The organism is Paraburkholderia lebeckiae (assembly GCF_014201005.1).
In the GTDB taxonomy this organism is placed as follows: Bacteria; Pseudomonadota; Gammaproteobacteria; order Burkholderiales; family Burkholderiaceae; genus Paraburkholderia; species Paraburkholderia tuberum.
In genome coordinates, this window is sequence record NZ_JACHDK010000002.1 from 555,861 (window position 1) to 577,455 (window position 21,595).

Below are 21,595 nucleotides of genomic sequence, written 5' to 3' on the forward strand. Positions count from 1 at the left end.
GCAAGTGGGCTTGAACACGGGCAGCCCATTGGAAGCTCGACCCCGTGTCTTGCACAACCTGTTAGATAAGCAATCGCCTGGACAGCGGAGATGCGTTGCATGGCGCGCCGGCCGTGCAGCACGAGGCGGACGCACCGAAGAACGCGGTTGAGCGGACTTACCGCTCGATCTGTCGCGTTCAACGCACATTGCCATTAGATAGCGTGACGTTGAACGACCGTTCGCGGCAAGTTAGCGGCCAATCGCCTGCAATTGCTTATCCAACAGGTTGCCGTTATTCTACCGTGCCGACTCCTGAAATGTGACAGTCGGTCGAGAATTGCGCCTCGAATCGCGCCCCGACCGAGCCAGCGGGCTTTTGCGAGACCGCCCGCGCGGGCGCGAGCGTGGCGCGCCCGCCGCCGCGCGGTTTGATTCGAGCGCGTTGTCGCGCTCGCGCTTTCCGGCTCATTTGCCTTTCACGTTCACAGCTCCACTGATGCCGCCCACCGTATTCATCGTCTCAGACGGTACCGGGATTACTGCCGAAACCTTCGCGCATTCGATCCTCTCCCAGTTCGACCAGAAATTCCGCCTGGTCCGCGTGCCTTTCGTCGACTCGACCGAGAAGGCCTATGCGACGCTCGAAAAGATCAACGAAGCGGTCGTGCAGGACGGCCGTCGTCCGATCGTGTTCACCACGCTGGTCGATAGCTCGTCGAATCAGATCGTGAAGGATTCGAACGCGCTCGTGCTCGACATGTTCCAGACCTTCGTCGAGCCGCTCGAGCAGGAACTGGAGCTTAAGTCGAGCCACGCGATGGGCCGCGGCCACCAGAACGCGGACACCGAGGAGTACAAGAACCGGATCGAGGCGATCAATTTCTCGCTCGCGCACGACGACGGTCAATCGAACCGCAATCTCGCAGACGCCGACGTGATTCTCGTCGGCGTGTCGCGCAGCGGCAAGACGCCGACGAGCCTTTATCTGGCGATGCAGTACGGCGTGAAAGCCGCGAACTATCCGCTGATTCCCGAAGATTTCGAACGCGGCAAGCTGCCGACGCCGCTGCTCGAGCATCGGCAGAAGATGTTCGGGTTGTCGATCGATCCACAGCGCTTGTCGGAAATCCGCAACGAGCGGCGGCCGGGTAGTAAGTATGCGGCGCTGGAAAACTGTCGCTACGAGATCAACGAAGCGGAAGCGATGATGCGGCGCGAGGGGATCAAGTGGCTGTCGTCGACGCACAAGTCGATCGAGGAGATCGCGACGACGATCCTGCAGGAGATCAAGCTGGATCGGCCGTCGTATTGAAGGACAGCCGGGCAGGCATTGCGTTGCCGGGCCAGAGCCTTGGCAACGCCACTTACAGTGAGTCTACTTTTTGCGCCCGCGCTGCTGCCGGCACTGCTCGAACACGCAGACCGCCGCCGCGGCCGCCACGTTCAGCGACTCCATGCCGCCGGGCTGCGGGATCGTCACGCGCAACGACACGGCATCGCGCCACACCTGCGACACGCCCGCCCCTTCGTTGCCGAACACCCACGCGAGCGACCTGGTCAGGTCACAGTCGTAGATCGCTTCGGCACCGTGCGAATCGGTGATGGCGATCGGTACCGCGAGCCGTTCGATCAGCGCACGCGCTTCGACATCCTCATGAATCTGCAACAGGAAGTGCGCGCCCATCCCGGAACGCAGCACCTTCGACGACCACGCGTATGCGGTGCCCGGCGCGCAGAACACGTGCTCGATACCCGCAGCCGCTGCGCTGCGCAGAATCGATCCGACGTTGCCCGCGTCCTGCACGCCGTCGAGCACGAGACAGTTTTGCTCGACGCGCTCGGGCAGCGGCGCGTCGAGCTTCTCGACGAGCAGCAGAATCCCGACCCCATGCACGACATTCGACAACTGCCCGAACAATGCATCCGGCAACGTCACGAGCCGATGCTCACCGATGCGCGAAACGATCGCCCGCGCTTCGTCGTGACGCAGCGCGCCATCAGTGACGACGCATAGCTCCGGCTGACCGGCGACGTCGAGATACGTGCTCGCGAGATGGAAGCCCTCGAGCAGCGCGTGGCCGCTGCGGCGCTGTTGATGCGTCGAGCCGGCCAGTGCCTTCAGGCGCTTGTAGAGCGGATTGTCCCGCGAGGTGATGGCTTTCACAGGCAGCGAAGGCGGTAAGAAGGGAAAAGGAATCAGCGGCAATCAACGGCACGCAAGCGCGGAGTGCGCTCGAGCCGCGCTGATGGGGTCGGTCAAGCGAGGCCGGCTTCGCCGAACGCATCGCCGTCGAGCAGCAGCGCGTCGGCCACGATGACGGCGTCCGCCGGCGGCAACGGCACGCCTGTGCCGAACCGCAGATGCGCTTCGCGCACCGGCGCGAACGACCGCCGATGATGTTCGCACGGCCCATGCTCGAGCAGCGCCGCGAGATGTTGCGGCGTGCCGTAACCGGCATGCGCGTCGAAGCCGTACATCGGATACGCCTGGTGCAGTTCGACCAGCATGCGGTCGCGCGTGACCTTCGCGAGAATCGACGCCGCCGAAATGCTCTTCACGAGCGCGTCGCCGCCGATCACCGCTTCACTACGAATGCTCAGCGTCGGGCAACGGTTGCCGTCGACCTTCACGAGCGTCGGCACGACCGACAGGCCCTCGACCGCGCGCTTCATCGCGAGCATGGTGGCATGCAGGATGTTCAGCGAATCGATTTCCTCGACTGTCGCCGACGCGACGCAGTACGCGAGCGCACGCTCGACGATCTTGTCGTACAGCGCTTCGCGCTTGAGTGCGCTCAGCACCTTCGAATCGTCGAGGCCGCGGATCATCGGCTTGGCGGGATCGAAAATCACCGCCGCCGCGACGACCGGACCGGCCAGCGGTCCGCGCCCTGCCTCGTCGACGCCGCAGACGATGTCGTCGGCGCTCTCGAAGTTCAGGCCGGCTTGCGCCACGACCCGAACGGTGGCCGCGATCTTCCGGCGAGGCGCGCGCGCGGCGGTCATGGCCGCCCCGCCCGCTGCTCGACGACGCTCGCCACGACTTCGGCCGCGCGCTGCGCGGTGTTCTGCTTCAGCACGTGATGCATCTCCGTGAAGATTTCCTTCAGCGTGCGCCGGTTCGCCTCGTCGCGCAACTGTTTCAGCGTCGCCTCGGCGAGCGCCTGCGGCGTCGCGAAGTGCTGCAGGATCTCCGGCACCACGAAACGCCCGGCCAGGATGTTCGGCAGGCCGACGTACGGCAGATAGCCCTGGCGGCGCATGATCTGGCCGGTCAGCCAGGGCACCTTGTACGAAATCACCATCGGCTTTTTCAGCAGCGCGGCTTCGAGCGTGACGGTGCCGCTCTTCACGAGAATCGCGTCGGCGGCGGTCATCGCGAGTTGCGACTGCCCTTCGGTGATGGTCAGCGCGAGGCCCGGATGCGCATCGACGAGCGGCTGCAGCAACGCGCGCAACGCGGGCGTCGCCGCCGGCATCACGAAGCGCACGCTGGGCTCCTGGTGCTGCATCATCTCCATCGCCGCGAAGAACGTCGGGCCGATCAGGTCGATCTCGGAGCGCCGGCTGCCCGGCAGCACCGCGATCACCGGCCCGCTTTCCGCGAGACCGAGCGCGCGGCGCGCACCGAGGGTGTCAGGTTCGAGCGGGATCTGATCGGCCAGCGGATGCCCGACGTACGACGCCGCGACACCCGCCTTTTCAAGCAGCGCGGTTTCGAACGGGAACACGCACAGCATGTGGTCGACGGCCTTGGCGATCTTTTTGATGCGCCCGCCACGCCACGCCCAGATGGACGGGCAGACGAAGTGCACGGTCGGAATGCCGGCGTCGCGCAGTGCGTGCTCGAGCCCGAAATTGAAGTCGGGCGCGTCGACGCCGACGAACACGGACGGCGGTTCGGCGAGCAGTTGACGCTTGAGCTCGTTGCGGATACCGAGGATTTCGGGAATGTGCCGCAGTGCTTCGACATAGCCGCGCACCGTCAGCTTTTCCATCGGCCAGTGGGCGTCGAAGCCCGCGGCCATCATGCGCGGACCACCGATGCCGTAGTACTGGGTGGTGGCCGGCAGCGTGCTGGCGAGACCGTCGAGCAGCGACGCGGCGAGCAGGTCGCCGGACGGCTCGCCGGCCACCATCGCGACGCGCAGCGGACTGGGTTGCAACGTCATCGGTTAGCGGATGATGCCGCGCTGCGACGCTTCGACGAACGCGAGCAGCGTCTGCACCGGGGCGTCGCCGTCACCGCCGGCCGAACCGAGTTCCTTCAGTTGCACCTTCGCTTCTTCGAGCGACAGGCCGTTCTTGTACAGCACGCGATACGCGGTGCGCAGCACCGAGATCGCGTCGGCCGAGAAGCCGCGGCGGCGCAACCCTTCGACGTTGATGCCGTGCGGCTCGGCCTTGTTGCCCGCGGCGATCACGTACGGCGGCACGTCCTGCACGAGCGCCGACGCGCCGCCGAGCATCGAATGCGCACCGATGCGCACGAACTGATGCACGCCCGACATGCCGCCGATGATCGCGAAGTCGCCGATCGTCACGTGACCGGCCATCTGCGCGTTGCTCGACAGGATCACGTTGTTGCCGACGTGGCAGTCGTGACCGATGTGCACGTAGGCCATGATCCAATTGTCGTCGCCGAGCGTGGTGACGCCCGCGTCCTGCACCGTGCCGGTGTGGATCGTCGTGAACTCGCGGATCATGTTGCGGTTGCCGATCACGAGCCTGGTCGGCTCGTCCCGGTACTTCATGTCCTGCGGGCGGCCGCCGACCGATGCGTAATGGCCGATGCGGTTGTCTTCACCGAGCGTGGTATAGCCTTCGATCACGCTGTGCGAGCCGACCGTGCTGCGCGCACCGATCGTCACGTGTGCGCCGATCACGGCATAGGGTCCGACTTCGACGGATTCGTCGAGCTGCGCGCCCGGCTCGATGATCGCAGTGGGATGGATCCTGCTCATGCGTCCTCGCTTCTGATTCTGTTGCGTTGTGTGGATGGCCTTGCCGTCAGGGCCACCGCGCGCGTGCCCTGCCGCGCCGCGACCTGCCCCGACACGGGCTTTACGCGTCTTTGTCCGTGTGGCGCACTGCGCACATCAGATCGGCTTCCGCCGCGACGACGCCATCCACTTCGGCGCGCGCCTTGAACTTCCAGATGCCGCGCATGTGACGCTCGAACGTGCAGTTCAGGATCAGCTGATCGCCCGGTTCCACCACGCGCTTGAAGCGCGCGTTGTCGATGCCGACGAACAGGTACAGCGTGTTCGACGGATCGCTCGGTTCTTCCGAGAACGTCAGCAGCGCCGCGGTCTGCGCGAGCGCTTCGAGGATCAGCACGCCTGGCATCACCGGCCGCGTCGGGAAATGTCCCTGGAAATACGGCTCATTGATCGACACGTTCTTCAACGCTTTGATGCTCTTGTGCGGTTCGAGTTCGAGCACCCGGTCGACCAGCAGGATCGGATAACGATGCGGCAGCAGCGTGAGAATCTTATGAATGTCGAGATTGATTTTTTCGGTGCTCATGGTGTTTCTGCTCACGCATTGACTGCGCGATGATGACTGCGGATGCTGGTGCAGGTGGGTTGAAAACGCGCACGACCGGCGCCTCTGATGACCGGTGGCCGTGCCACCCGGTCACGGCCACCGGCTTCGCTTCATGATGCTCGACCACTATTTTACGTGGTGCCGATGGGTCGCCGGGATAACTGTCAGATCTTGTTGCCTGCGGGTTGACCTGCGGCGCCGTCAGTGGCATTGCCGGCTTTGTCGACGGTGGCGTTCTCCAGCGCTTTGATGCGATCGCGAAGCTTGTCGATATTGCGCAGCAGCGCGGCGCTTTTGTTCCAGTCCGCGTGGTTCACGGCCGGGAACGCGCTCGTGTACATGCCGGGTTTCAGCAGCGACTTCGACACGCCCGACTTTGCGGTGACGATCACGTAATCGGCGAGCGTCACGTGTCCGGCAATGCCGACCGCGCCGCCGATCATGCAATGACGGCCGATAGTCGTGCTGCCCGCAATGCCCGCGCAGCCCGCGATCACCGTGTAGGCGCCGACCTTGCAGTTGTGGCCGATCTGCACGAGGTTGTCGATCTTCACGCACTCCTCGATGATCGTGTCGGCCATCGCGCCGCGGTCGATCGTGGTGTTCGCGCCGATTTCGACGTCGTTCGCGATCGACACGCCGCCGACCTGGGGAATCTTCACCCAACTGCCGGTGCGCGCGTCGCCCTCGCCGACGAAGTCCGGTGCGAAGCCGAAGCCGTCCGAGCCGATCACCGCGCCCGCGTGGACGATCACGCGCTCGCCGAGCTTGCAGCCGTGGTACACGGTCACGTTCGGATACAGATGCGCGTTCGCGCCGACACGCGTGCCGCGGCCGATCACGACGTTGGCGTCGAGCCGCGCATGCTCGCCGATCACCGCGCCCGCTTCCACGGTGACACGCGGACCGATCACCGCGCTCGTGGCGACCTGGGCGGAAGGATCGATGGTTGCGCTCGGATGCACGCCGGGGACCGCCCTCGGCGCGGCCAGGTCGATGAAGGTTTGCGCGATGCGCGCAAAGTAAGCGTAGGGATTCGGCGTGACGATGAAGTTTCGAGCTTCGCGCGAGGCGAGCTTCGCGAGGTCGCCGGCATTGATCAGCACTGCACCGGCGCGGGTCGTTTCGACCTGCGACAGATACTTCGGATTGGCGAGGAACGCCAACTGGTCCGGGCCTGCCTGGTCGAGCGGCGCAAGACTGCCCACGTGCTGCGCCCCGTTACCGACTAATTCACCGCCGAACCGCTGGACGATGTCCTCGAGCGTAAATGCCATGCCTATCCTGTCTCCAACCTGTTCAATCATTGGAGGGCGCGCGCCGAGACGTGCGGGGCGACCGTGCGCCGCCCTCAGTTGCCCTCAATTGCCCTTAGTTGCCCGATGCCGCAAGTGCCTTCAGTACCTGGTCGGTGATATCGATGCGCGGGCTCACGTACACCGCTTCCTGGACGATCAGATCGTAGTGCTGCGTTTCGGCGATCTGCTTGATGACCTTGTTCGCGCGATCGAGCACCGCCGCGAGTTCCTCGTTGCGGCGCTGGTTCAGGTCTTCGCGGAACTCACGCTGCTTGCGTTGGAAGTCCGAGTCGAGCTGCGACAGGTCGCGCTGCTTCTGCGCGCGATCGGTCGCCGACATTGTCGCGCCATTCTTGTCGAGTGCATCGGACATCGACTTGAGCTTTTGCGCCATGTCGGCGAGATCCTTGTCCCGCTTCGCGAATTCGGCCTCGAGCTTCAGCTGCGCGGCTTTCGCCGCCGCCGATTCGCGCAGGATGCGGTCGGAATTCACCGCGGCGATCCTCGCCTCCTGCGCGTGCGCCATGCCGACCCCGAGGGTCATTGCCAGCGCCAATGCGCACGCTACACGTTTCGAAAACATACCGGTTAGCAAAGTCATCCTCTCGATACTGTAGTTTGGCCGGGTCCGCCGCCGCAGCCGGCCGCCGGCAACGCCGGCCGCCGGGAACACCCGCCGCCCGATCAGAACGCCGTCCCGATCTGGAACTGGAACTTCTGGTACTGGTCGCCAGTATGCTTCGTGAGCGGGAAGCCAAGGCTCAACTTGAGCGGGCCGATCGGCGAGATCCACGCGAGACCCACACCGTAGCCGTAACGCAGGCCATTTGCGCCAGTCGACGTCGCTGCCGTGCTCGCGTCCGCCCAGACATTACCAGCGTCCAGGAACGTGAACACACGCAGCGTACGGTCATAACCGGTGCCAGGCAGCGGGAACGTCAACTCAATATTGCCCACCAGCAGCTTGGAGCCGCCGATCGGGTCGCCGGTCGTCTTGTCGCGCGGACCCAGTGAGCTGGGCTCGTAGCCACGCACCGAACCGATACCGCCCGCGTAGTAGTTCTTGAAGATAGGATAAGGCTTACCGCCAAGGCCGTTACCATAGCCGCCCTGGAAGTTGAAGCCCAGCACGAAGCCGCGCGCAAACGAGTAATAGTACTGCGCGTTGATGTCGGCCTTGTAGTACTGGGTGCCGCCGATCGGCGTTCCGTATTCGGCGTTCGCCTGCGCGAAGTAGCCGCGGCTTGGCACGAGCGCGCTATCGCGCGCGTCACGCGACCAGCCAACCGTAAGCGGCACGTTGTTCGAAACCCGGCCGAAGTCAGTCACGTATTGCCTATACGAAGCCGGCGTGTTTGCATCGACGTCCAGCTGATTCTGTTCGAAGCCCGCGCCGAAAAACACCGTGTCGACTTCGGAGAACGGAATGCCGAACTTCAGGTCACCGCCAATCGTGACGATCTTGAAGCTCGAATCGGTCGAATAGTACAGCGGCTGGTACGTGCGGTAGTAGACGTCGGTGATCCGCTTGATGCCGTCCACCGTAAAGTACGGGTCGACCTGCGTGACCGTCAGCGTACGGTACGTCTTCGCGGTATTGATGTTCACCGAGAGGCTCGTGCCGGAGCCGAACACGTTGTCCTGCGAGATACCCGCCGACAGCACCACCTTGTCCGTCGATGAGAAGCCCGCGCCAAGCGTGATCGCGCCGGTCGGCTTTTCGGCGACCTTCACGTCGATGTCGACCTGGTCGGGCGTGCCTTCGACCGGCACCGTGGTCACGTCGACGTCGGTGAAGTAGCCGAGACGGTTGATACGATCCTTCGACAGCGCGAGGCGGTTCGAATCGAACCACGAGCTTTCGAGCTGGCGCATTTCACGGCGCACCACTTCGTCGCGCGTGCGCGTGTTGCCGACCACGTTGATGCGGCGCACGTACACGCGACGGCTCGGGTCGACCTGAAGCGTCAGGTCGACGGTGTGGTTGTTCTGGTCGATCTGCGGCTGTGCATTGACGGTCGCGAACGCGTAGCCGTACTCGCCGAGCTTGTCGACGATCGCCTTCGTGGTGGCCTGCAGCTTTTCGGCCGAGAAGCGGTCGCCCGGCTTGATCTTGATCAGCTTCTTCAGCTCCGCTTCGCGGTCTAGCAGATTGCCGGCGAGGCGGATGTTCGAAATCGTATACGGCTGACCTTCATGCAGCGTGACCGTCAGGTACATGTCCTTCTTGTCCGGCGAAATCGACACCTGGGTCGATTCGATGCTGAACTCGAGATAGCCGCGGTTCAGGTAGTACGAGCGGACGTTCTCGAGGTCGCCGGTGAGCTTGTCTTTCGCGTATAGGTCGTTCTTCGTGTACCACGAGAACCAGTTCGGCGTGGACAGCTGCATTTCGTCGCGCAGCGTGCCGGTGCTGAATGTCTTGTTGCCGATGAAGTTGATCTGACGGATCTTCGCGCTCGGACCTTCGGCCACCGAGAACAGGATGCCGACGCGGTTGCGGTCGATCGGCGTGATCGTCGTGGTGACTTCAGCCGCGTAAAATCCGCGCGTCAGATACTGGCGCTTCAGTTCCTGCTCGGCCTTGTCGACGAGGGCCTTGTCGTAGTAGCGGCCTTGCGACAGCCCGACCGCGCGCAGCGCCTTGATCAGGTTGTCCTTGTCGAACTCGTGGATACCGGCGAAGTCGATCGTGCCGATGGCCGGGCGCTCTTGCACCTGCACGATCACCACGTTGCCTTCGGTCGCGATCTTGACGTCGTTGAAGAAGCCCGTCGCGTACAGCGCGCGAATCGCTTCGGACGCCTTGTCGTCGGAAAAGGTATCGCCTTGCTTGATGGGCAGGTACGCGAACACCGTGCCCGGTTCGACGCGTTGCAATCCCTCAATGCGAATGTCTTGCACCACGAAGGGCGTCGTTGCGTGAGCAACCAGCCCATGCGCGGCGAACGCCGCGGCTACAACCGTCTTTGGACCAAAGCGATGAGGTTTGAACAACGTGCTTCCCCAGTGTGTATAGCTGCATCAGGCCTGGCGGCCGCCCTCGTGAACGCCGCCGGACACTTTAAAAATGGATTAAACGAGCCAGATCGTTGAACAGCGCAATCGCCGACAACGCGACGATGCAGGCAAGCCCCGCTCTCTGAAAAACGAGTTGCCAGCGATCGGAGACAACTTTACCGGTCACAGCTTCAACCAAATAATATAACAGATGACCCCCGTCCAATACCGGAATTGGTAGCAGGTTCAGCACGCCGAGGCTAATGCTGACAAGGGCCAGGAACGACAGAAACGCGGCAGGACCCAGACGTGCGCTCTTTCCCGCGTAGTCGGCGATCGTCACCGGACCGGACAGATTCTTCAGCGACGCCTCGCCGACGATCATCCGGCCGAACATCCTGACCGAGTACACCGCGAGATCCCAGGTGCGGCGCGCGCCGAGGTGGAGGCTCTCGAGCGGCCCGTAGCGCACGTCGATCGACGGCACCTGGGTCGCCAGCTCCGCGCCGATGCGGCCGATCTGCTGCCCGCTCGCCGCATCGCGCTGCAGTTGCGGCACGATGGTGATTTCTTCGAGCGCGCCCGCCGCATGACCGCCACGGCCCCCGCGCTCCACCCGCAGCGTGACCGGCACGCCGGCGTGCGATTTTACAAAAGCGATGAAGGCCGAGGCATTATCGGTCGGCGTGCCGTTGATCGCGCGCAGCCGGTCGCCGGCGACGAGCCCCGCCTTTTGCGCGGCGCTGCCCGTCTGCACGCCCGCCACCGTCAGCTTGCCGCCGCCGGGCTCGAAGCCGAGGCGTGACATCAGATCGTCGTCGACGTCTTTCTCGCCGAGGCCGCGCAGGTCCATCGGAAAATCGGACGTGCCGTGCGCGTCTTTTGCACTGAGCACGATGCGCTGCTGATCGAACGCGGCGCCGAGCAGCTTCCAGCGCAGATCCGACCACGACCGCACCGGCTCGGTCTCATCGCTATGGCCGGTGCGCACACCGACGATGGTCTCGCCGCCTTCGAAGCCCGCTTGCGCGGCCGGCGTGTTCGGCGCGGGTGTCGCGATCACGGCGGCCGGTTCGGTCACGCCAGTTGCGAACACGAGCGCGAACAGCACGATCGCGAGCAGGAAATTCGCGACCGGACCGGCCGCGACGATCGCGAAGCGCCGCCACACCGACTGGCGGTTGAACGCATGCGGCAGATCCGCTTCGGGAATCGAACCGGGGCCGGTCTCGCGCTCGTCGAGCATCTTCACGTAGCCGCCGAGCGGCAGCGCGGCAATCGTCCACTCGGTGCCCGTCTTCGGACTGACCCACTGAACGAGCGGCTTGCCGAAGCCGATCGAAAAGCGCAGCACCTTCACGCCGCACAGACGCGCGACGCTGTAGTGCCCGTACTCGTGGACCACCACGAGTACGCCAATCGCAACCGCGAACGCGAGCAGTTCGATCAGCAGGTTCATAGGCGCCTCACTGGACGGCGCGTTCCGTGCGACGGGCGCCGTCAGGCAGACGCGCGATGAATTCGGTAGCAGCTCGGCGTGCGGCGGCGTCCGCTTCGATGACGTCGTCGAGCGCGTGCGCGCTGCGGTTCGGCAACGCGTTCAGCACCGAGTCGACCGCCTCGGCAATCGCCATGAAGCCGATGCGGCGCGCGAGAAACGCCTCCACCGCGACCTCGTTCGCGGCGTTCAACGCCGCGCTCGCGACGCCGCCTTCCGCGAGCGCCTTCATGGCGAGCGCGAGGCACGGGAAGCGCGCGTAGTCGGGTTTTTCGAACGATAGCGACGCGATCTCCGCGAGATCGAGCTGCGCGACCCCGGAATCGACGCGATCCGGAAACGCGAGCGCGTGCGCGATCGGCGTGCGCATATCGGGGTTGCCGAGCTGCGCGAGCACCGAGCCGTCCGCATACGACACCAGCGAATGAATCACGCTCTGCGGATGGATCAGCACGTCGATGCGCTCGCCGGACAGGTTGAACAGCCAGTGCGCCTCGATCACTTCGAGGCCCTTGTTCATCATCGTGGCCGAGTCGACCGAGATCTTGCGGCCCATCACCCAGTTCGGATGCTTGCAGGCTTCGTCAGGCGTCACGTCGACCAGCGTGGCCGGTTCGCGCGTGCGGAACGGACCGCCCGACGCGGTCAGGATGATCTTCGAGACGCCGCCATGCAGCGACGCTTCGCGCGGCAGGCACTGGAAAATCGCATTGTGTTCGCTGTCGACCGGCAGCAGCACCGCGCCGTTGTCGCGCACCGCGTCCATGAAGATCGCGCCGGACATCACCAGCGCTTCCTTGTTCGCGAGCAGGATGCGCTTGCCGGTGCGCGCCGCGGCAAGGCTCGGCGCGAGACCGGCCGCGCCGACGATCGCCGCGACCACCGTGTCGCAGCCCTCGCTCTTCGCCACGTCGACGAGCGCCTGCGGCCCGTACGTGACCTCGGTCTTGCTGCCCGCTTCGCGAAGCTTCGCGGCGACCTTCGCGGCCGTGTCGGCGTCGCCGACCACCGCCACTTCGGGCGCAAAGCGCAGGCATTGCCCGACGAGCTTGTCGCCGTTGCGATGCGCGCTCAGCGCGTAAATCGAAAAACGCTCGGGGTGACGCGCGACCACGTCGAGCGTACTGTCTCCAATCGAGCCCGTGGAACCGAGCAATGTCAGACTTTTTTGCATATCTCTTTTCTCTAGCCGAGCAGCAGCATGGCGAGCGGCAGCACCGGCAACAACGCGTCGATGCGATCGAGCACGCCGCCGTGCCCCGGCAACAGTCCGCTCGAGTCTTTGACGCCGGCCTGGCGTTTCATCATCGATTCGAACAGGTCACCGACCACGCTGAAAACCACCAGCAGGGTCAGCGCGAGCACCGTGCGCAGCGCACCCAGTTGCGCCAGCAGCGCAGAATACAGGGTCGGCTCGAACGCGTGCAAAAAGATCGCCGCCGCCGCGACGATCATGACCAGCAGCCAGCCGCCGATCGCCCCCTCCCAGGTTTTACCCGGACTGATGGCTGGCGCCAGCTTGTGCTTGCCAAATGCCTTCCCGGAGAAGTATGCGCCGATATCGGCGAGCCATACCAACAGCAGCAGCGACAGCACGAACGGCACACCCTGCATGCGCGCAGCGACGAGAGCATGCCAGCACGCGATGAAACCGACGATTCCGGCAAGAAACAGAAAGGCGCGCCAGGCGCCCTGCGCGAGCACGGGCTTGCGCAGCAGCACGAACGGACCGGCGATCACCCAGAAAATCGACGCCGCCTGGAAGAACGGCCGCGCAGGCTCGGTGCCGATGCCCACCCGCGTACTGGTGACGAGTCCGAGTGCCGCGACGAGCGCGTACAGCACCGGACCCGCGCCGCCGAGCTTTAGCAGGCGCGCCCACTCCCACGCGGCGAAGACGACGACGAAAGCGATCAGCGCGCCGAATGCGCCGACAGGCGCGAACAGCGTGACAGGCAGGAACACTGCCAGCAACACGATCGCCGTGATGACACGGGTCTTTAGCATGGAAGCGAATCGACGTTCTGCGATTGCGGCTCAAGCTGAGCACTGGTGCGGCCGAAGCGGCGTTCCCGCTCCGCGTACGAAGCGATGGCGTGACCGAGCGCGTCGGCGTCGAAATCCGGCCAGAACGTGTCGGTGAAATAGAACTCGGTGTAGGCAAGCTGCCACAGCAGGAAGTTGCTGACGCGGCGCTCGCCGCCGGTGCGGATGAACAGGTCCGGCTCGGGTGCGTAGGCCATCGACAGGTGCTCGGCGAACGCGTCCTCGTTGACCTCGACCGGCTTGCCCGCCGCCACCGCTTGCTCGACGAGCTTGCGGGTGGCCTGCATGATGTCCCAGCGCCCGCCGTAGTTCGCGGCGATGGTCAGCGTGAGACGGGCGTTGCGCGCGGTCTTGGTTTCCGCGCGCTTGATCAGATCGCGGATCTTGTCGTCGAAACGCTCGAGATCGCCCACCACGCGCAAACGGATACCGTTCGCGTGCAGCTTGCCGATCTCGCGCTCGAGCGCGGTAACGAACAGGCGCATCAGGAACGATACTTCCTCGTTCGGACGGCGCCAGTTCTCCGAGCTGAACGCGAACAGCGTCAGATATTCGACGCCCCGCCGCGCGCACGCCTCGACGGCCGCCCGCACCGCGTCGACGCCGCGCGTATGGCCCGCCACGCGGGGCAGACGCCGCTGCGTGGCCCAACGGCCGTTGCCATCCATGATGATCGCGATATGTCGCGGCACCGCGGCGACTTCAGGCACGCGCACGGTTGAGCTGGTATAGGTCATGGCCGTTGGGACAGTAATGCCAGTAAAGAAGTGGAAATCAGAAAGTGCTGAGCCGAACGGCGTCAGACCGTCATGATCTCGGCTTCTTTCGTTGTGACGAGCTTGTCGATTTCGGCGACGAATTTGTCCGTCAGCTTCTGGACGTCGTCACCGGCACGACGCTCGTCGTCTTCCGAGATTTCCTTGTCCTTGACGAGCTTCTTCAGTTGCTCGTTGGCGTCGCGGCGCAGGTTGCGCACGGCCACCTTGGCCGTTTCGGCTTCGCTGCGAACGACCTTGGTCAGCTCGCGGCGACGCTCTTCGGTCAACGCGGGCATCGGTACGCGGATCACATCGCCATGGGTAGCTGGGTTCAGACCGAGATCCGACTCGCGGATCGCCTTTTCGACCACCTGGACCATTTTCTTTTCCCACGGCTGCACGCCGATCGTGCGCGCGTCGATCAGCGTCAGGTTCGCGACCTGCGAAATCGGCACCGGCGAGCCATAGTAGTCGCACTGGATATGATCGAGCAGGCCCGTGTGCGCACGGCCCGTGCGGATCTTCGACAGGTCGTTCTTGAACGCGTCGATGGAGCGCTGCATCTTCTGTTCAGCGCCCTTCCTGATATCAGCCACAGACATTTTTAAACCTCCGAACCTTCAAAACGGTGCGAGCCGCCCGGCACGCTCGATGCGGCGGCCCGGGCTCGCGTCAAAGCCCACGTAATGTAAACGAAGTTTATACGTGGACGAGGGTGCCCTCGTCCTCACCTAGCACGATGCGCTTGAGCGCACCGGGTTTGACGATCGAAAACACGCGGATCGGCAGCTTCTGGTCGCGGCACAGAGCGAAAGCCGTCGCGTCCATCACCTGCAGATTGCGGCCGATTGCCTCGTCGAAGCTGATCGTGCTGTAGCGGGTCGCGCTCGAATCCTTCTTCGGATCGGCCGAATAGACGCCGTCCACCTTGGTCGCCTTCAGCACCACTTCCGCGCCGATTTCCGCGCCGCGCAATGCAGCGGCCGTGTCGGTCGTGAAAAACGGGTTGCCGGTGCCGGCCGCGAAGATCACGACCTTGCCTTCCTCGAGCTGGCGGATCGCGCGGGGCCGGATGTACGGCTCGACGACCTGGTCCATGCGCAGCGCCGATTGCACGCGCGCCTCGATGCCGGCGTGGCGCATCGCGTCCTGAAGCGCCAGCGCGTTCATCATCGTGGCGAGCATACCCATGTAGTCGGCCGTTGCGCGGTCCATACCCGCCGCACCGCCCGCGACGCCGCGAAAAATGTTGCCGCCGCCGATCACCACGGCCAGTTGCGTTCCGAGACGGACCACTTCGGCCACGTCCGCCACCATTCGTTCGATGGTTCCGCGATTGATGCCGAAGGCATCGTCGCCCATCAGAGCTTCACCGGAGAGTTTGAGCAGGACGCGTTTATAGGCAGTGGGCATAGGGGTATCCAGATCGCGCGGAACAGGGCAACAACAAGGGACTAATGTAGGGGTGAAATGCTGATTCGGGCAAGCACCGCCAAATTGGCGAACCCTGGGGTTCGCCAGCGGCGGCCGCGCGGCGAGGGTCAACTCGTGCGCGGCCTTGTGGCGCTGCCGACCGCAGCGAGGTCTTGCCTCGCCGCGGGTCCAAACGGTACGGCGGTGAAGCTTAGGTAACGCTTATTGTTGCTTTGCAGCAGCGACCTGGGCGGCCACTTCCGCGGCGAAGTCGTCCTGCTTCTTCTCGATGCCTTCGCCGACCACGAACAGCGCGAACTTCTGCACGCTTGAGTTGCCCGCCTTCAGCATCTGCTCGATCGTCTGCTTGTCGTTCTTCACGAACGTTTGGTTCAGCAGCGACACTTCCTTCAGGTACTTCTGCACGCTGCCGTCGACCATCTTCGCGACGATTTCCGCCGGTTTGCCCGATTCGGCGGCCTTCTGTTCAGCGATGCTGCGTTCCTTGGCGATCAGGTCCGCCGGCACGTCGTCCGACGACAGTGACACCGGCTTCATCGCGGCGATGTGCATCGCCACGTCCTTGCCGACCTGCTCGTCCGCGCCGGTGTACTCGACCAGCACGCCGATGCGCGTGCCGTGCAGGTACGCCGCCAACTTGTTCGCGGTGTCGAAGCGCACGAAACGGCGAATCGACAGGTTTTCGCCGATCTTGCCGACCAGCGCGAGGCGCACTGCGTCGACGGTTTGGCCGTCGAGCGGCAGGGCTGACAGCGCAGCGACGTCAGCCGGGTTTTGCGTCGCGACGAGTTCGGCGACCTTCTTCGAGAACGCGAGGAAGTCGTCGTTCTTCGAGACGAAGTCGGTTTCGCAGTTCAACTCGACGAGCGAACCAGCGTTGCCGTTGATGAACGATGCGACGACGCCTTCGGCCGTCACGCGCGATGCCGCCTTGCTCGCCTTGTTGCCGAGCTTCACTCGCAGCAGTTCTTCAGCACGCGCCAGATCGCCGTCGGCTTCCGTCAGCGCCTTCTTGCATTCCATCATTGGCGCGTCGGTCTTCGCGCGCAGTTCTGCAACCATGCTTGCGGTAATTGCCGCCATCATTTGCTCCTTGAGTTCTGTCTGTCACACGCCGCCCGCATTTCGATGCCGGCGGCAGGAATTCGTTTCAGCGTTTTCGCGCATTTTTTGCGAGCGACGCGCCGCGCGTCGCCTCGAATACTCTGCCAGATGCCCGTTACGACAACTGTCATAGACGTCGCGGCTTAAAAAAAGGGGGCCTGTCGAAAGCCCCCTTTTGTGCCGGACACTGGGCAGCCTTACGCTTCCGAGTTGACCTCGACGAACTCGTCGCCGTCGCCGCCACGTGCAGCCTGGACCACTTCGTTGACCGCGTTAGCACGGCCTTCGAGGATCGCGTCGGCCACGCCAGCCGCGTACAGAGCGACGGCCTTGCTGGCGTCGTCGTTACCCGGGATCACGTAGTCCACACCTTCCGGCGAGTGGTTCGTATCGACCACGGCAATGACCGGAATGCCGAGCTTGTTCGCTTCGGTCACGGCAATCTTGTGGTAGCCGACGTCAACCACGAAGATCGCGTCCGGAATGCCGCCCATATCCTTCACGCCGCCGATCGACTTCTGCAGCTTGGCCATCTCGCGTTCGAACAGCAGCGCTTCCTTCTTGCTCATGCGCTCCGTTTCGCCGGCTTCCAGCGCCGCTTCCATGTCCTTCAGGCGCTTGATCGAAACCTTCAGCGTCTTGAAGTTGGTCAGCATGCCGCCGAGCCAGCGTGCGTTCACGAACGGCATACCAGCGCGCTGCGCTTCCTGGGCGATCGTGTCGCGCGATTGACGCTTCGTACCGACGAACAGGATCGTGCCGCGGTTCGATGCCAACTGACGCGCGTACTTCAGCGCGTCGTTGTACATCGGCAGCGTCTTTTCGAGGTTGATGATGTGAATCTTGTTGCGATGACCGAAAATGAAGGGGGCCATCTTCGGGTTCCAGAAGCGGGTCTGGTGACCGAAGTGGACACCTGCTTCCAGCATTTGACGCATCGTAACTGCCATGAAATTCTCCACGAGGGTTGGGTCTTAAGCCGACTGCCGCATCGGTCGCGCTCGCCCTGACTTGGGCTGGAACGCGTCGACACCCTGGGTGCGCCGGCTTGCGAATTGGTTGCCTGACACGACTTTCTCTCACTCACGACACCAGCAACCGGAGTGCCGCGAGAAGCCGTTCCGCCAAGCTGCCATGCGCGAATTTGCGGACTCGCGAATAAAAGCGGACTAGGACCGACTTAGCCAAAGATTATAGCACGCGACGACCGGCTGACTCAACCGGCCCGACCAGCGGCCGATGAGCCTACGCACGGGACCGCGCCGCTGGGCCCGAAGCCCGGCCTGGCGTCCTTTGGGCCGCCATTTAGCCGATTCTGGCCGCTTTTAGCCCATTGCCGGCCGATCCAGCGCAACGACCCGGCCCCCACTGCTGTAAAATGGCTCGATTCCGCCACGCGCGAGGGATCGTTAAGGATCGACCGGCATTCCGTTCCCGGCATACGCCCCTCCGCCAGGCCACCGCAACACCCAGCAAGCCTTATCCAGCAAGGCTTCCGAGGAAACCATGGCTATCACCATCAAAAACGAAGACGATATCGCAAAGATGCGCGTCGCCTGCCGGCTCGCGAGCGAAGTGCTCGACTACATCACGCCGTTCGTCAAGGCCGGCGTCACCACTGGCGAGCTCGACCGTCTGTGTCACGAATACATGCTGAAGGACCAGGGCACGGTCCCCGCGCCGCTGAATTACCAGCCGCCCGGCTACCCGCCCTACCCGAAAGCCACCTGCATTTCCGTCAACGACGTGATCTGCCACGGCATTCCGGGCGACAAGGCGCTCAAAACCGGCGACGCGCTGAACATCGACGTCACCGTGATCAAGGACGGCTATTTCGGCGACACGAGCCGCATGTTCATCGTCGGCGACGGGTCGATCATGGCAAAGCGCCTCGTGCAAGCCACTTTCGAATGCATGTGGCTCGGCATCGACCAGGTGCGACCCGGCGCGCATCTCGGCGACATCGGCTATGCGATCCAGAAGCACGCCGAAGGCCTCGGCTACAGCGTGGTGCGCGAATATTGCGGACATGGCATCGGCACCGTATTCCACGAAGATCCGCAGATCCTGCACTACGGTCGCCCCGGCACCGGATTCGAACTGCAGGCCGGCATGATCTTCACGATCGAGCCGATGATCAACGCCGGCCGCCGTGACATCCGCACGATGCCCGACCAGTGGACCGTCAAGACCAAGGACCGCAGCCTGTCGGCGCAGTGGGAGCACACGGTGCTCGTCACCGAGACCGGCTACGACGTGCTGACCGTGTCGGCCGGCACGCCCGCGCGTCCGCCCGTGGTCGCGGCCACGGCCTGACCGATTCCGACCTCACCGCCTTCCTGCCAATGAGTAGCGTTCCAGCCGTCGCCCCCTCCCATGCCTCGTCGCTCAAGGCGGACTACAAAGTGGCCAAAGCCCAGTTGCTGGAACGCTTCCGAACGGCCACCAACGTCGACGCGTTGATGGCCGCCCTCGCGCGCGCCACGGACCATTCGCTGCGCGCCGCCTGGGACACCTGCGAGCTGCCCGACGACCTCGCGCTGGTCGCGGTCGGCGGCTATGGGCGCGGCGAACTCGCGCCGCACTCCGACATCGACATCCTGGTGCTGTTGCCCGACGCGCGGCTCGAGCATCTGGACGCGCGCATCGAGCGCTTCATCAGCCTCGCGTGGGATCTCGGGCTGGAACTCGGCAGCAGCGTGCGCAGCGTCTCGCAATGCCTCGAGGAAGCGGCCAACGACGTCACGGTGCGTACCTCGCTGCTGGAAGCGCGCCGCATCACCGGCAGCGCCGCACTGTTCGACGATTTCGCTCGGCGCTACCGTGCGGCGCTCGACCCGAAGGCGTTCTTCCAGGCGAAGGTGCTCGAAATGCGCCAGCGTCACGCGAAGTTTCAGGACACGCCCTACGCGCTCGAGCCGAACATCAAGGAAAGCCCGGGCGGGCTGCGCGACCTGCAGCTGATCCTGTGGATCACACAGGCGGCTGGCTTCGGCAGCAGCTGGCGCGAACTCGAAGCGCGCGGACTCATCACCGAGCGCGAGGCGCGCGAGCTGCGCCACAACGAAGGCTTCCTGAAGTCGCTGCGCGCGCGGCTGCACGTGATCGCCGGGCGCCGCCAGGACATCCTGGTGTTCGACCTGCAGACGCCGGTCGCGGAAAGCTTCGGCCTCAAGCCGACCGCGACCAAGCGCGCGAGCGAGCAGCTGATGCGCCGCTACTACTGGGCCGCGAAAGCGGTCACGCAACTCGCGACAATCCTGATCCAGAACATCGAGGCGCAGCTGTTTCCGAGCACGAGCGGCATCACGCGCGTGCTGTCGGATCGCTTCGTCGAAAAGCAGGGCATGCTCGAAATCGCCTCCGACGACGTGTTCCAGCGCGAGCCGAACGCGATCCTCGAGGCGTTCCTGCTATACCAGCGCACCCCCGGCGTCAAGGGTCTGTCGGCGCGCACGCTGCGCGCGATCTACAACGCCCGCGACGTGATGGACCAGCACTGGCGGCGCGATCCGGAAAATCGCCGGCTCTTCATGGAAATTCTGAAGCAGCCGGCCGGTATCACGCATGCGTTCCGGCTGATGAACCAGACGAGCGTGCTCGGGCGTTATCTGCTGAATTTCCGGCGCATCGTCGGGCAGATGCAGCACGACCTGTACCACGTGTTCACGGTCGATCAGCACATTCTGATGGTGCTGCGCAATCTGCGCCGCTTCGCGGTCGCCGAGCATGCGCACGAATACCCGTTCTGCAGCCAGTTGATCGTCAACTTCGACCGGCCGTGGGTGCTGTACGTGGCCGCGCTGTTTCATGACATCGCGAAGGGCCGCGGCGGCGATCATTCCACGCTGGGCATGGCCGACGCACGGCGCTTCTGCCGCCAGCACGGCATCGAAGGCGAGGATGGCGAGCTGGTCGTGTGGCTCGTGCAGCAGCATCTGACGATGAGCCAGGTCGCGCAGAAGCAGGACACGAGCGACCCTGAAGTGATCAGGCGCTTCGCCGAGCTGGTCGGCACTGAGCGCCGCCTGACCGCGCTCTATCTGCTGACCGTCGCCGACATCCGCGGCACCAGCCCGAAGGTCTGGAACACGTGGAAAGGCAAGCTGCTCGAAGACCTCTACCGCACCACGCTCGCCGTGCTTGGCGGTGCCCAGCCGGACGAGCATTCCGAGCTGAAGTCGCGCCAGGAAGAGGCGCTCGCGCTGCTGCGTCTCGAAACCGTGCCGGAAGGCGCGCAACGGGCGCTGTGGGACAAGCTGGACGTCGGCTATTTCCTGCGCCACGACGCGGCGGACATCGCGTGGCAGACGCGCGTGCTGTATCGCCACGTCGAAACGCCGACGCCGCTCGTACGCGCGCGACCGTCGCCGATCGGCGAGGCGCTGCAGGTGCTCGTCTACGTGAAGGACCAGCCCGATCTGTTCGCGGGCATCTGCGCGTATTTCGACCGCAACGGCCTGTCGGTGCTCGATGCGCGCGTCAGCACGACGCGCCACGGCTACGCGCTCGACAACTTCCTCGTCGCGCACACCGAAGAGGACGTGCACTATCGCGACATCGCCAATCTGGTCGAGCAGGAGCTGACCGCGCGCCTCGCGGGCCACGGCACCTTGCTGCCGGGACCGTCGAAGGGCCGGCTGTCACGGCTGTCGCGCACCTTCCCCATTACGCCGCGCGTCGACCTGCGGGCCGATGAGCGCGGCCAATACTACATCCTGTCCGTGTCGGCGAACGACCGGCCGGGCCTTCTTTATTCAATCGCGCGCGTGCTGGCCGAGCACCGGGTCGGCGTCGCCTCGGCGCGGATCAATACGCTCGGCGAACGCGTCGAGGACGTGTTCCTGCTCGAAGGACACAGCCTGTCAGACAACCGCCTGCAAATTCAGGTCGAGACCGAACTGCTGCGCGCGATTGCAGTGTGA

At 64.3% G+C, this 21,595-nt stretch carries 19 protein-coding genes; 3 read left to right on the forward strand and 16 right to left on the reverse strand.

Translation table 11 applies throughout. The annotated features are described in order from the left end of the window. Nucleotides 1–478 precede the first annotated feature (478 nt). A complete protein-coding gene (ppsR, locus tag HDG39_RS05790) occupies nucleotides 479–1,294 on the forward strand; it encodes a posphoenolpyruvate synthetase regulatory kinase/phosphorylase PpsR (RefSeq protein WP_013089690.1) in 816 nt (271 codons plus the stop codon). 63 nt (nucleotides 1,295–1,357) lie between these two features. Here the strand turns inward: ppsR and HDG39_RS05795 are convergent, their stop codons facing one another. The 16 genes from HDG39_RS05795 to rpsB form a co-directional block, all read right to left on the reverse strand. Next, the gene (locus HDG39_RS05795) at nucleotides 1,358–2,146 is read right to left on the reverse strand and encodes a TrmH family RNA methyltransferase (RefSeq protein WP_184003967.1); all 789 of its coding nucleotides are present in this window, start codon (nucleotides 2,144–2,146) and stop codon (nucleotides 1,358–1,360) included. 92 nt (nucleotides 2,147–2,238) lie between these two features. Then, complete coding sequence (gene rnhB, locus HDG39_RS05800) at nucleotides 2,239–2,988, reverse strand: ribonuclease HII (RefSeq protein WP_184003969.1); 750 nt, start codon at nucleotides 2,986–2,988, stop codon at nucleotides 2,239–2,241. Continuing rightward, nucleotides 2,985–4,154, reverse strand: a complete 1,170-nt coding sequence (gene lpxB / locus HDG39_RS05805; protein WP_184003971.1) for a lipid-A-disaccharide synthase — start codon at nucleotides 4,152–4,154, stop codon at nucleotides 2,985–2,987. The genes rnhB and lpxB overlap by 4 nt, the downstream gene beginning before the upstream one ends. Before the next feature lie 3 nt (nucleotides 4,155–4,157). Further along, nucleotides 4,158–4,946, reverse strand: coding sequence for an acyl-ACP--UDP-N-acetylglucosamine O-acyltransferase (gene lpxA / locus HDG39_RS05810; protein WP_184003973.1), 789 nt, complete (start codon nucleotides 4,944–4,946; stop codon nucleotides 4,158–4,160). 100 nt (nucleotides 4,947–5,046) lie between these two features. Beyond that, on the reverse strand, nucleotides 5,047–5,511 hold the full coding sequence (gene fabZ / locus HDG39_RS05815; RefSeq protein ID WP_006048683.1) for a 3-hydroxyacyl-ACP dehydratase FabZ: 465 nt from the start codon (nucleotides 5,509–5,511) through the stop codon (nucleotides 5,047–5,049). A gap of 185 nt (nucleotides 5,512–5,696) precedes the next feature. Beyond that, nucleotides 5,697–6,809, reverse strand: a complete 1,113-nt coding sequence (gene lpxD, locus HDG39_RS05820) for a UDP-3-O-(3-hydroxymyristoyl)glucosamine N-acyltransferase (RefSeq protein ID WP_184003975.1) — start codon at nucleotides 6,807–6,809, stop codon at nucleotides 5,697–5,699. Between the two features lie 94 nt (nucleotides 6,810–6,903). Next, nucleotides 6,904–7,425, reverse strand: coding sequence for an OmpH/Skp family outer membrane protein (locus HDG39_RS05825; RefSeq protein ID WP_026225318.1), 522 nt, complete (start codon nucleotides 7,423–7,425; stop codon nucleotides 6,904–6,906). Nucleotides 7,426–7,514: 89 nt separating this feature from the next. Beyond that, nucleotides 7,515–9,827, reverse strand: a complete 2,313-nt coding sequence (gene bamA / locus HDG39_RS05830) for an outer membrane protein assembly factor BamA (RefSeq protein WP_184003977.1) — start codon at nucleotides 9,825–9,827, stop codon at nucleotides 7,515–7,517. Nucleotides 9,828–9,894: 67 nt separating this feature from the next. After that, nucleotides 9,895–11,289, reverse strand: a complete 1,395-nt coding sequence (rseP, locus tag HDG39_RS05835; protein WP_184003979.1) for an RIP metalloprotease RseP — start codon at nucleotides 11,287–11,289, stop codon at nucleotides 9,895–9,897. 7 nt (nucleotides 11,290–11,296) lie between these two features. After that, nucleotides 11,297–12,502 (reverse strand): 1-deoxy-D-xylulose-5-phosphate reductoisomerase, encoded by a 1,206-nt coding sequence (locus tag HDG39_RS05840; protein WP_184003981.1) that lies wholly within the window; start codon nucleotides 12,500–12,502, stop codon nucleotides 11,297–11,299. Nucleotides 12,503–12,513: 11 nt separating this feature from the next. Continuing rightward, the gene (locus HDG39_RS05845) at nucleotides 12,514–13,335 is read right to left on the reverse strand and encodes a phosphatidate cytidylyltransferase (protein WP_018417651.1); all 822 of its coding nucleotides are present in this window, start codon (nucleotides 13,333–13,335) and stop codon (nucleotides 12,514–12,516) included. Then, nucleotides 13,329–14,111, reverse strand: coding sequence for a polyprenyl diphosphate synthase (uppS, locus tag HDG39_RS05850; protein WP_184003983.1), 783 nt, complete (start codon nucleotides 14,109–14,111; stop codon nucleotides 13,329–13,331). The genes HDG39_RS05845 and uppS overlap by 7 nt, the downstream gene beginning before the upstream one ends. Before the next feature lie 62 nt (nucleotides 14,112–14,173). Beyond that, complete coding sequence (gene frr, locus HDG39_RS05855) at nucleotides 14,174–14,734, reverse strand: ribosome recycling factor (RefSeq protein WP_013089702.1); 561 nt, start codon at nucleotides 14,732–14,734, stop codon at nucleotides 14,174–14,176. Nucleotides 14,735–14,831: 97 nt separating this feature from the next. Continuing rightward, nucleotides 14,832–15,545 carry a UMP kinase gene (gene pyrH / locus HDG39_RS05860; protein WP_090800588.1) on the reverse strand — a complete coding sequence of 238 codons (714 nt, stop codon included), beginning with the start codon at nucleotides 15,543–15,545 and terminating at the stop codon, nucleotides 14,832–14,834. 222 nt (nucleotides 15,546–15,767) lie between these two features. Continuing rightward, nucleotides 15,768–16,649, reverse strand: coding sequence for a translation elongation factor Ts (gene tsf / locus HDG39_RS05865; protein WP_018417647.1), 882 nt, complete (start codon nucleotides 16,647–16,649; stop codon nucleotides 15,768–15,770). A gap of 218 nt (nucleotides 16,650–16,867) precedes the next feature. Beyond that, nucleotides 16,868–17,620 carry a 30S ribosomal protein S2 gene (gene rpsB, locus HDG39_RS05870; protein ID WP_018417646.1) on the reverse strand — a complete coding sequence of 251 codons (753 nt, stop codon included), beginning with the start codon at nucleotides 17,618–17,620 and terminating at the stop codon, nucleotides 16,868–16,870. Nucleotides 17,621–18,095: 475 nt separating this feature from the next. Between rpsB and map the strand changes: the two genes are divergently transcribed. Together map and HDG39_RS05880 are read left to right on the forward strand one after the other, a co-directional pair. Next, nucleotides 18,096–18,986 carry a type I methionyl aminopeptidase gene (map, locus tag HDG39_RS05875; protein WP_311665558.1) on the forward strand — a complete coding sequence of 297 codons (891 nt, stop codon included), beginning with the start codon at nucleotides 18,096–18,098 and terminating at the stop codon, nucleotides 18,984–18,986. A 29-nt stretch (nucleotides 18,987–19,015) separates the two neighbouring features. Further along, nucleotides 19,016–21,595, forward strand: coding sequence for a [protein-PII] uridylyltransferase (locus HDG39_RS05880; protein WP_026225316.1), 2,580 nt, complete (start codon nucleotides 19,016–19,018; stop codon nucleotides 21,593–21,595).

Excerpts from the sequence above, each read along its gene's own strand:
- ppsR (WP_013089690.1), top strand. The coding sequence starts at position 479 with ATGCCGCCCACCGTATTCATCGTCTCAGACGGTACCGGGATTACTGCC.
- rnhB (WP_184003969.1), bottom strand. The coding sequence starts at position 2,988 with ATGACCGCCGCGCGCGCGCCTCGCCGGAAGATCGCGGCCACCGTTCGG.
- lpxB (WP_184003971.1), bottom strand. The coding sequence starts at position 4,154 with ATGACGTTGCAACCCAGTCCGCTGCGCGTCGCGATGGTGGCCGGCGAG.
- lpxA (WP_184003973.1), bottom strand. The coding sequence starts at position 4,946 with ATGAGCAGGATCCATCCCACTGCGATCATCGAGCCGGGCGCGCAGCTC.
- fabZ (WP_006048683.1), bottom strand. The coding sequence starts at position 5,511 with ATGAGCACCGAAAAAATCAATCTCGACATTCATAAGATTCTCACGCTG.
- lpxD (WP_184003975.1), bottom strand. The coding sequence starts at position 6,809 with ATGGCATTTACGCTCGAGGACATCGTCCAGCGGTTCGGCGGTGAATTA.
- rseP (WP_184003979.1), bottom strand. The coding sequence starts at position 11,289 with ATGAACCTGCTGATCGAACTGCTCGCGTTCGCGGTTGCGATTGGCGTA.
- HDG39_RS05840 (WP_184003981.1), bottom strand. The coding sequence starts at position 12,502 with ATGCAAAAAAGTCTGACATTGCTCGGTTCCACGGGCTCGATTGGAGAC.
- HDG39_RS05845 (WP_018417651.1), bottom strand. The coding sequence starts at position 13,335 with ATGCTAAAGACCCGTGTCATCACGGCGATCGTGTTGCTGGCAGTGTTC.
- uppS (WP_184003983.1), bottom strand. The coding sequence starts at position 14,111 with ATGACCTATACCAGCTCAACCGTGCGCGTGCCTGAAGTCGCCGCGGTG.
- frr (WP_013089702.1), bottom strand. The coding sequence starts at position 14,734 with ATGTCTGTGGCTGATATCAGGAAGGGCGCTGAACAGAAGATGCAGCGC.
- pyrH (WP_090800588.1), bottom strand. The coding sequence starts at position 15,545 with ATGCCCACTGCCTATAAACGCGTCCTGCTCAAACTCTCCGGTGAAGCT.
- tsf (WP_018417647.1), bottom strand. The coding sequence starts at position 16,649 with ATGGCGGCAATTACCGCAAGCATGGTTGCAGAACTGCGCGCGAAGACC.
- rpsB (WP_018417646.1), bottom strand. The coding sequence starts at position 17,620 with ATGGCAGTTACGATGCGTCAAATGCTGGAAGCAGGTGTCCACTTCGGT.
- HDG39_RS05880 (WP_026225316.1), top strand. The coding sequence starts at position 19,016 with ATGAGTAGCGTTCCAGCCGTCGCCCCCTCCCATGCCTCGTCGCTCAAG.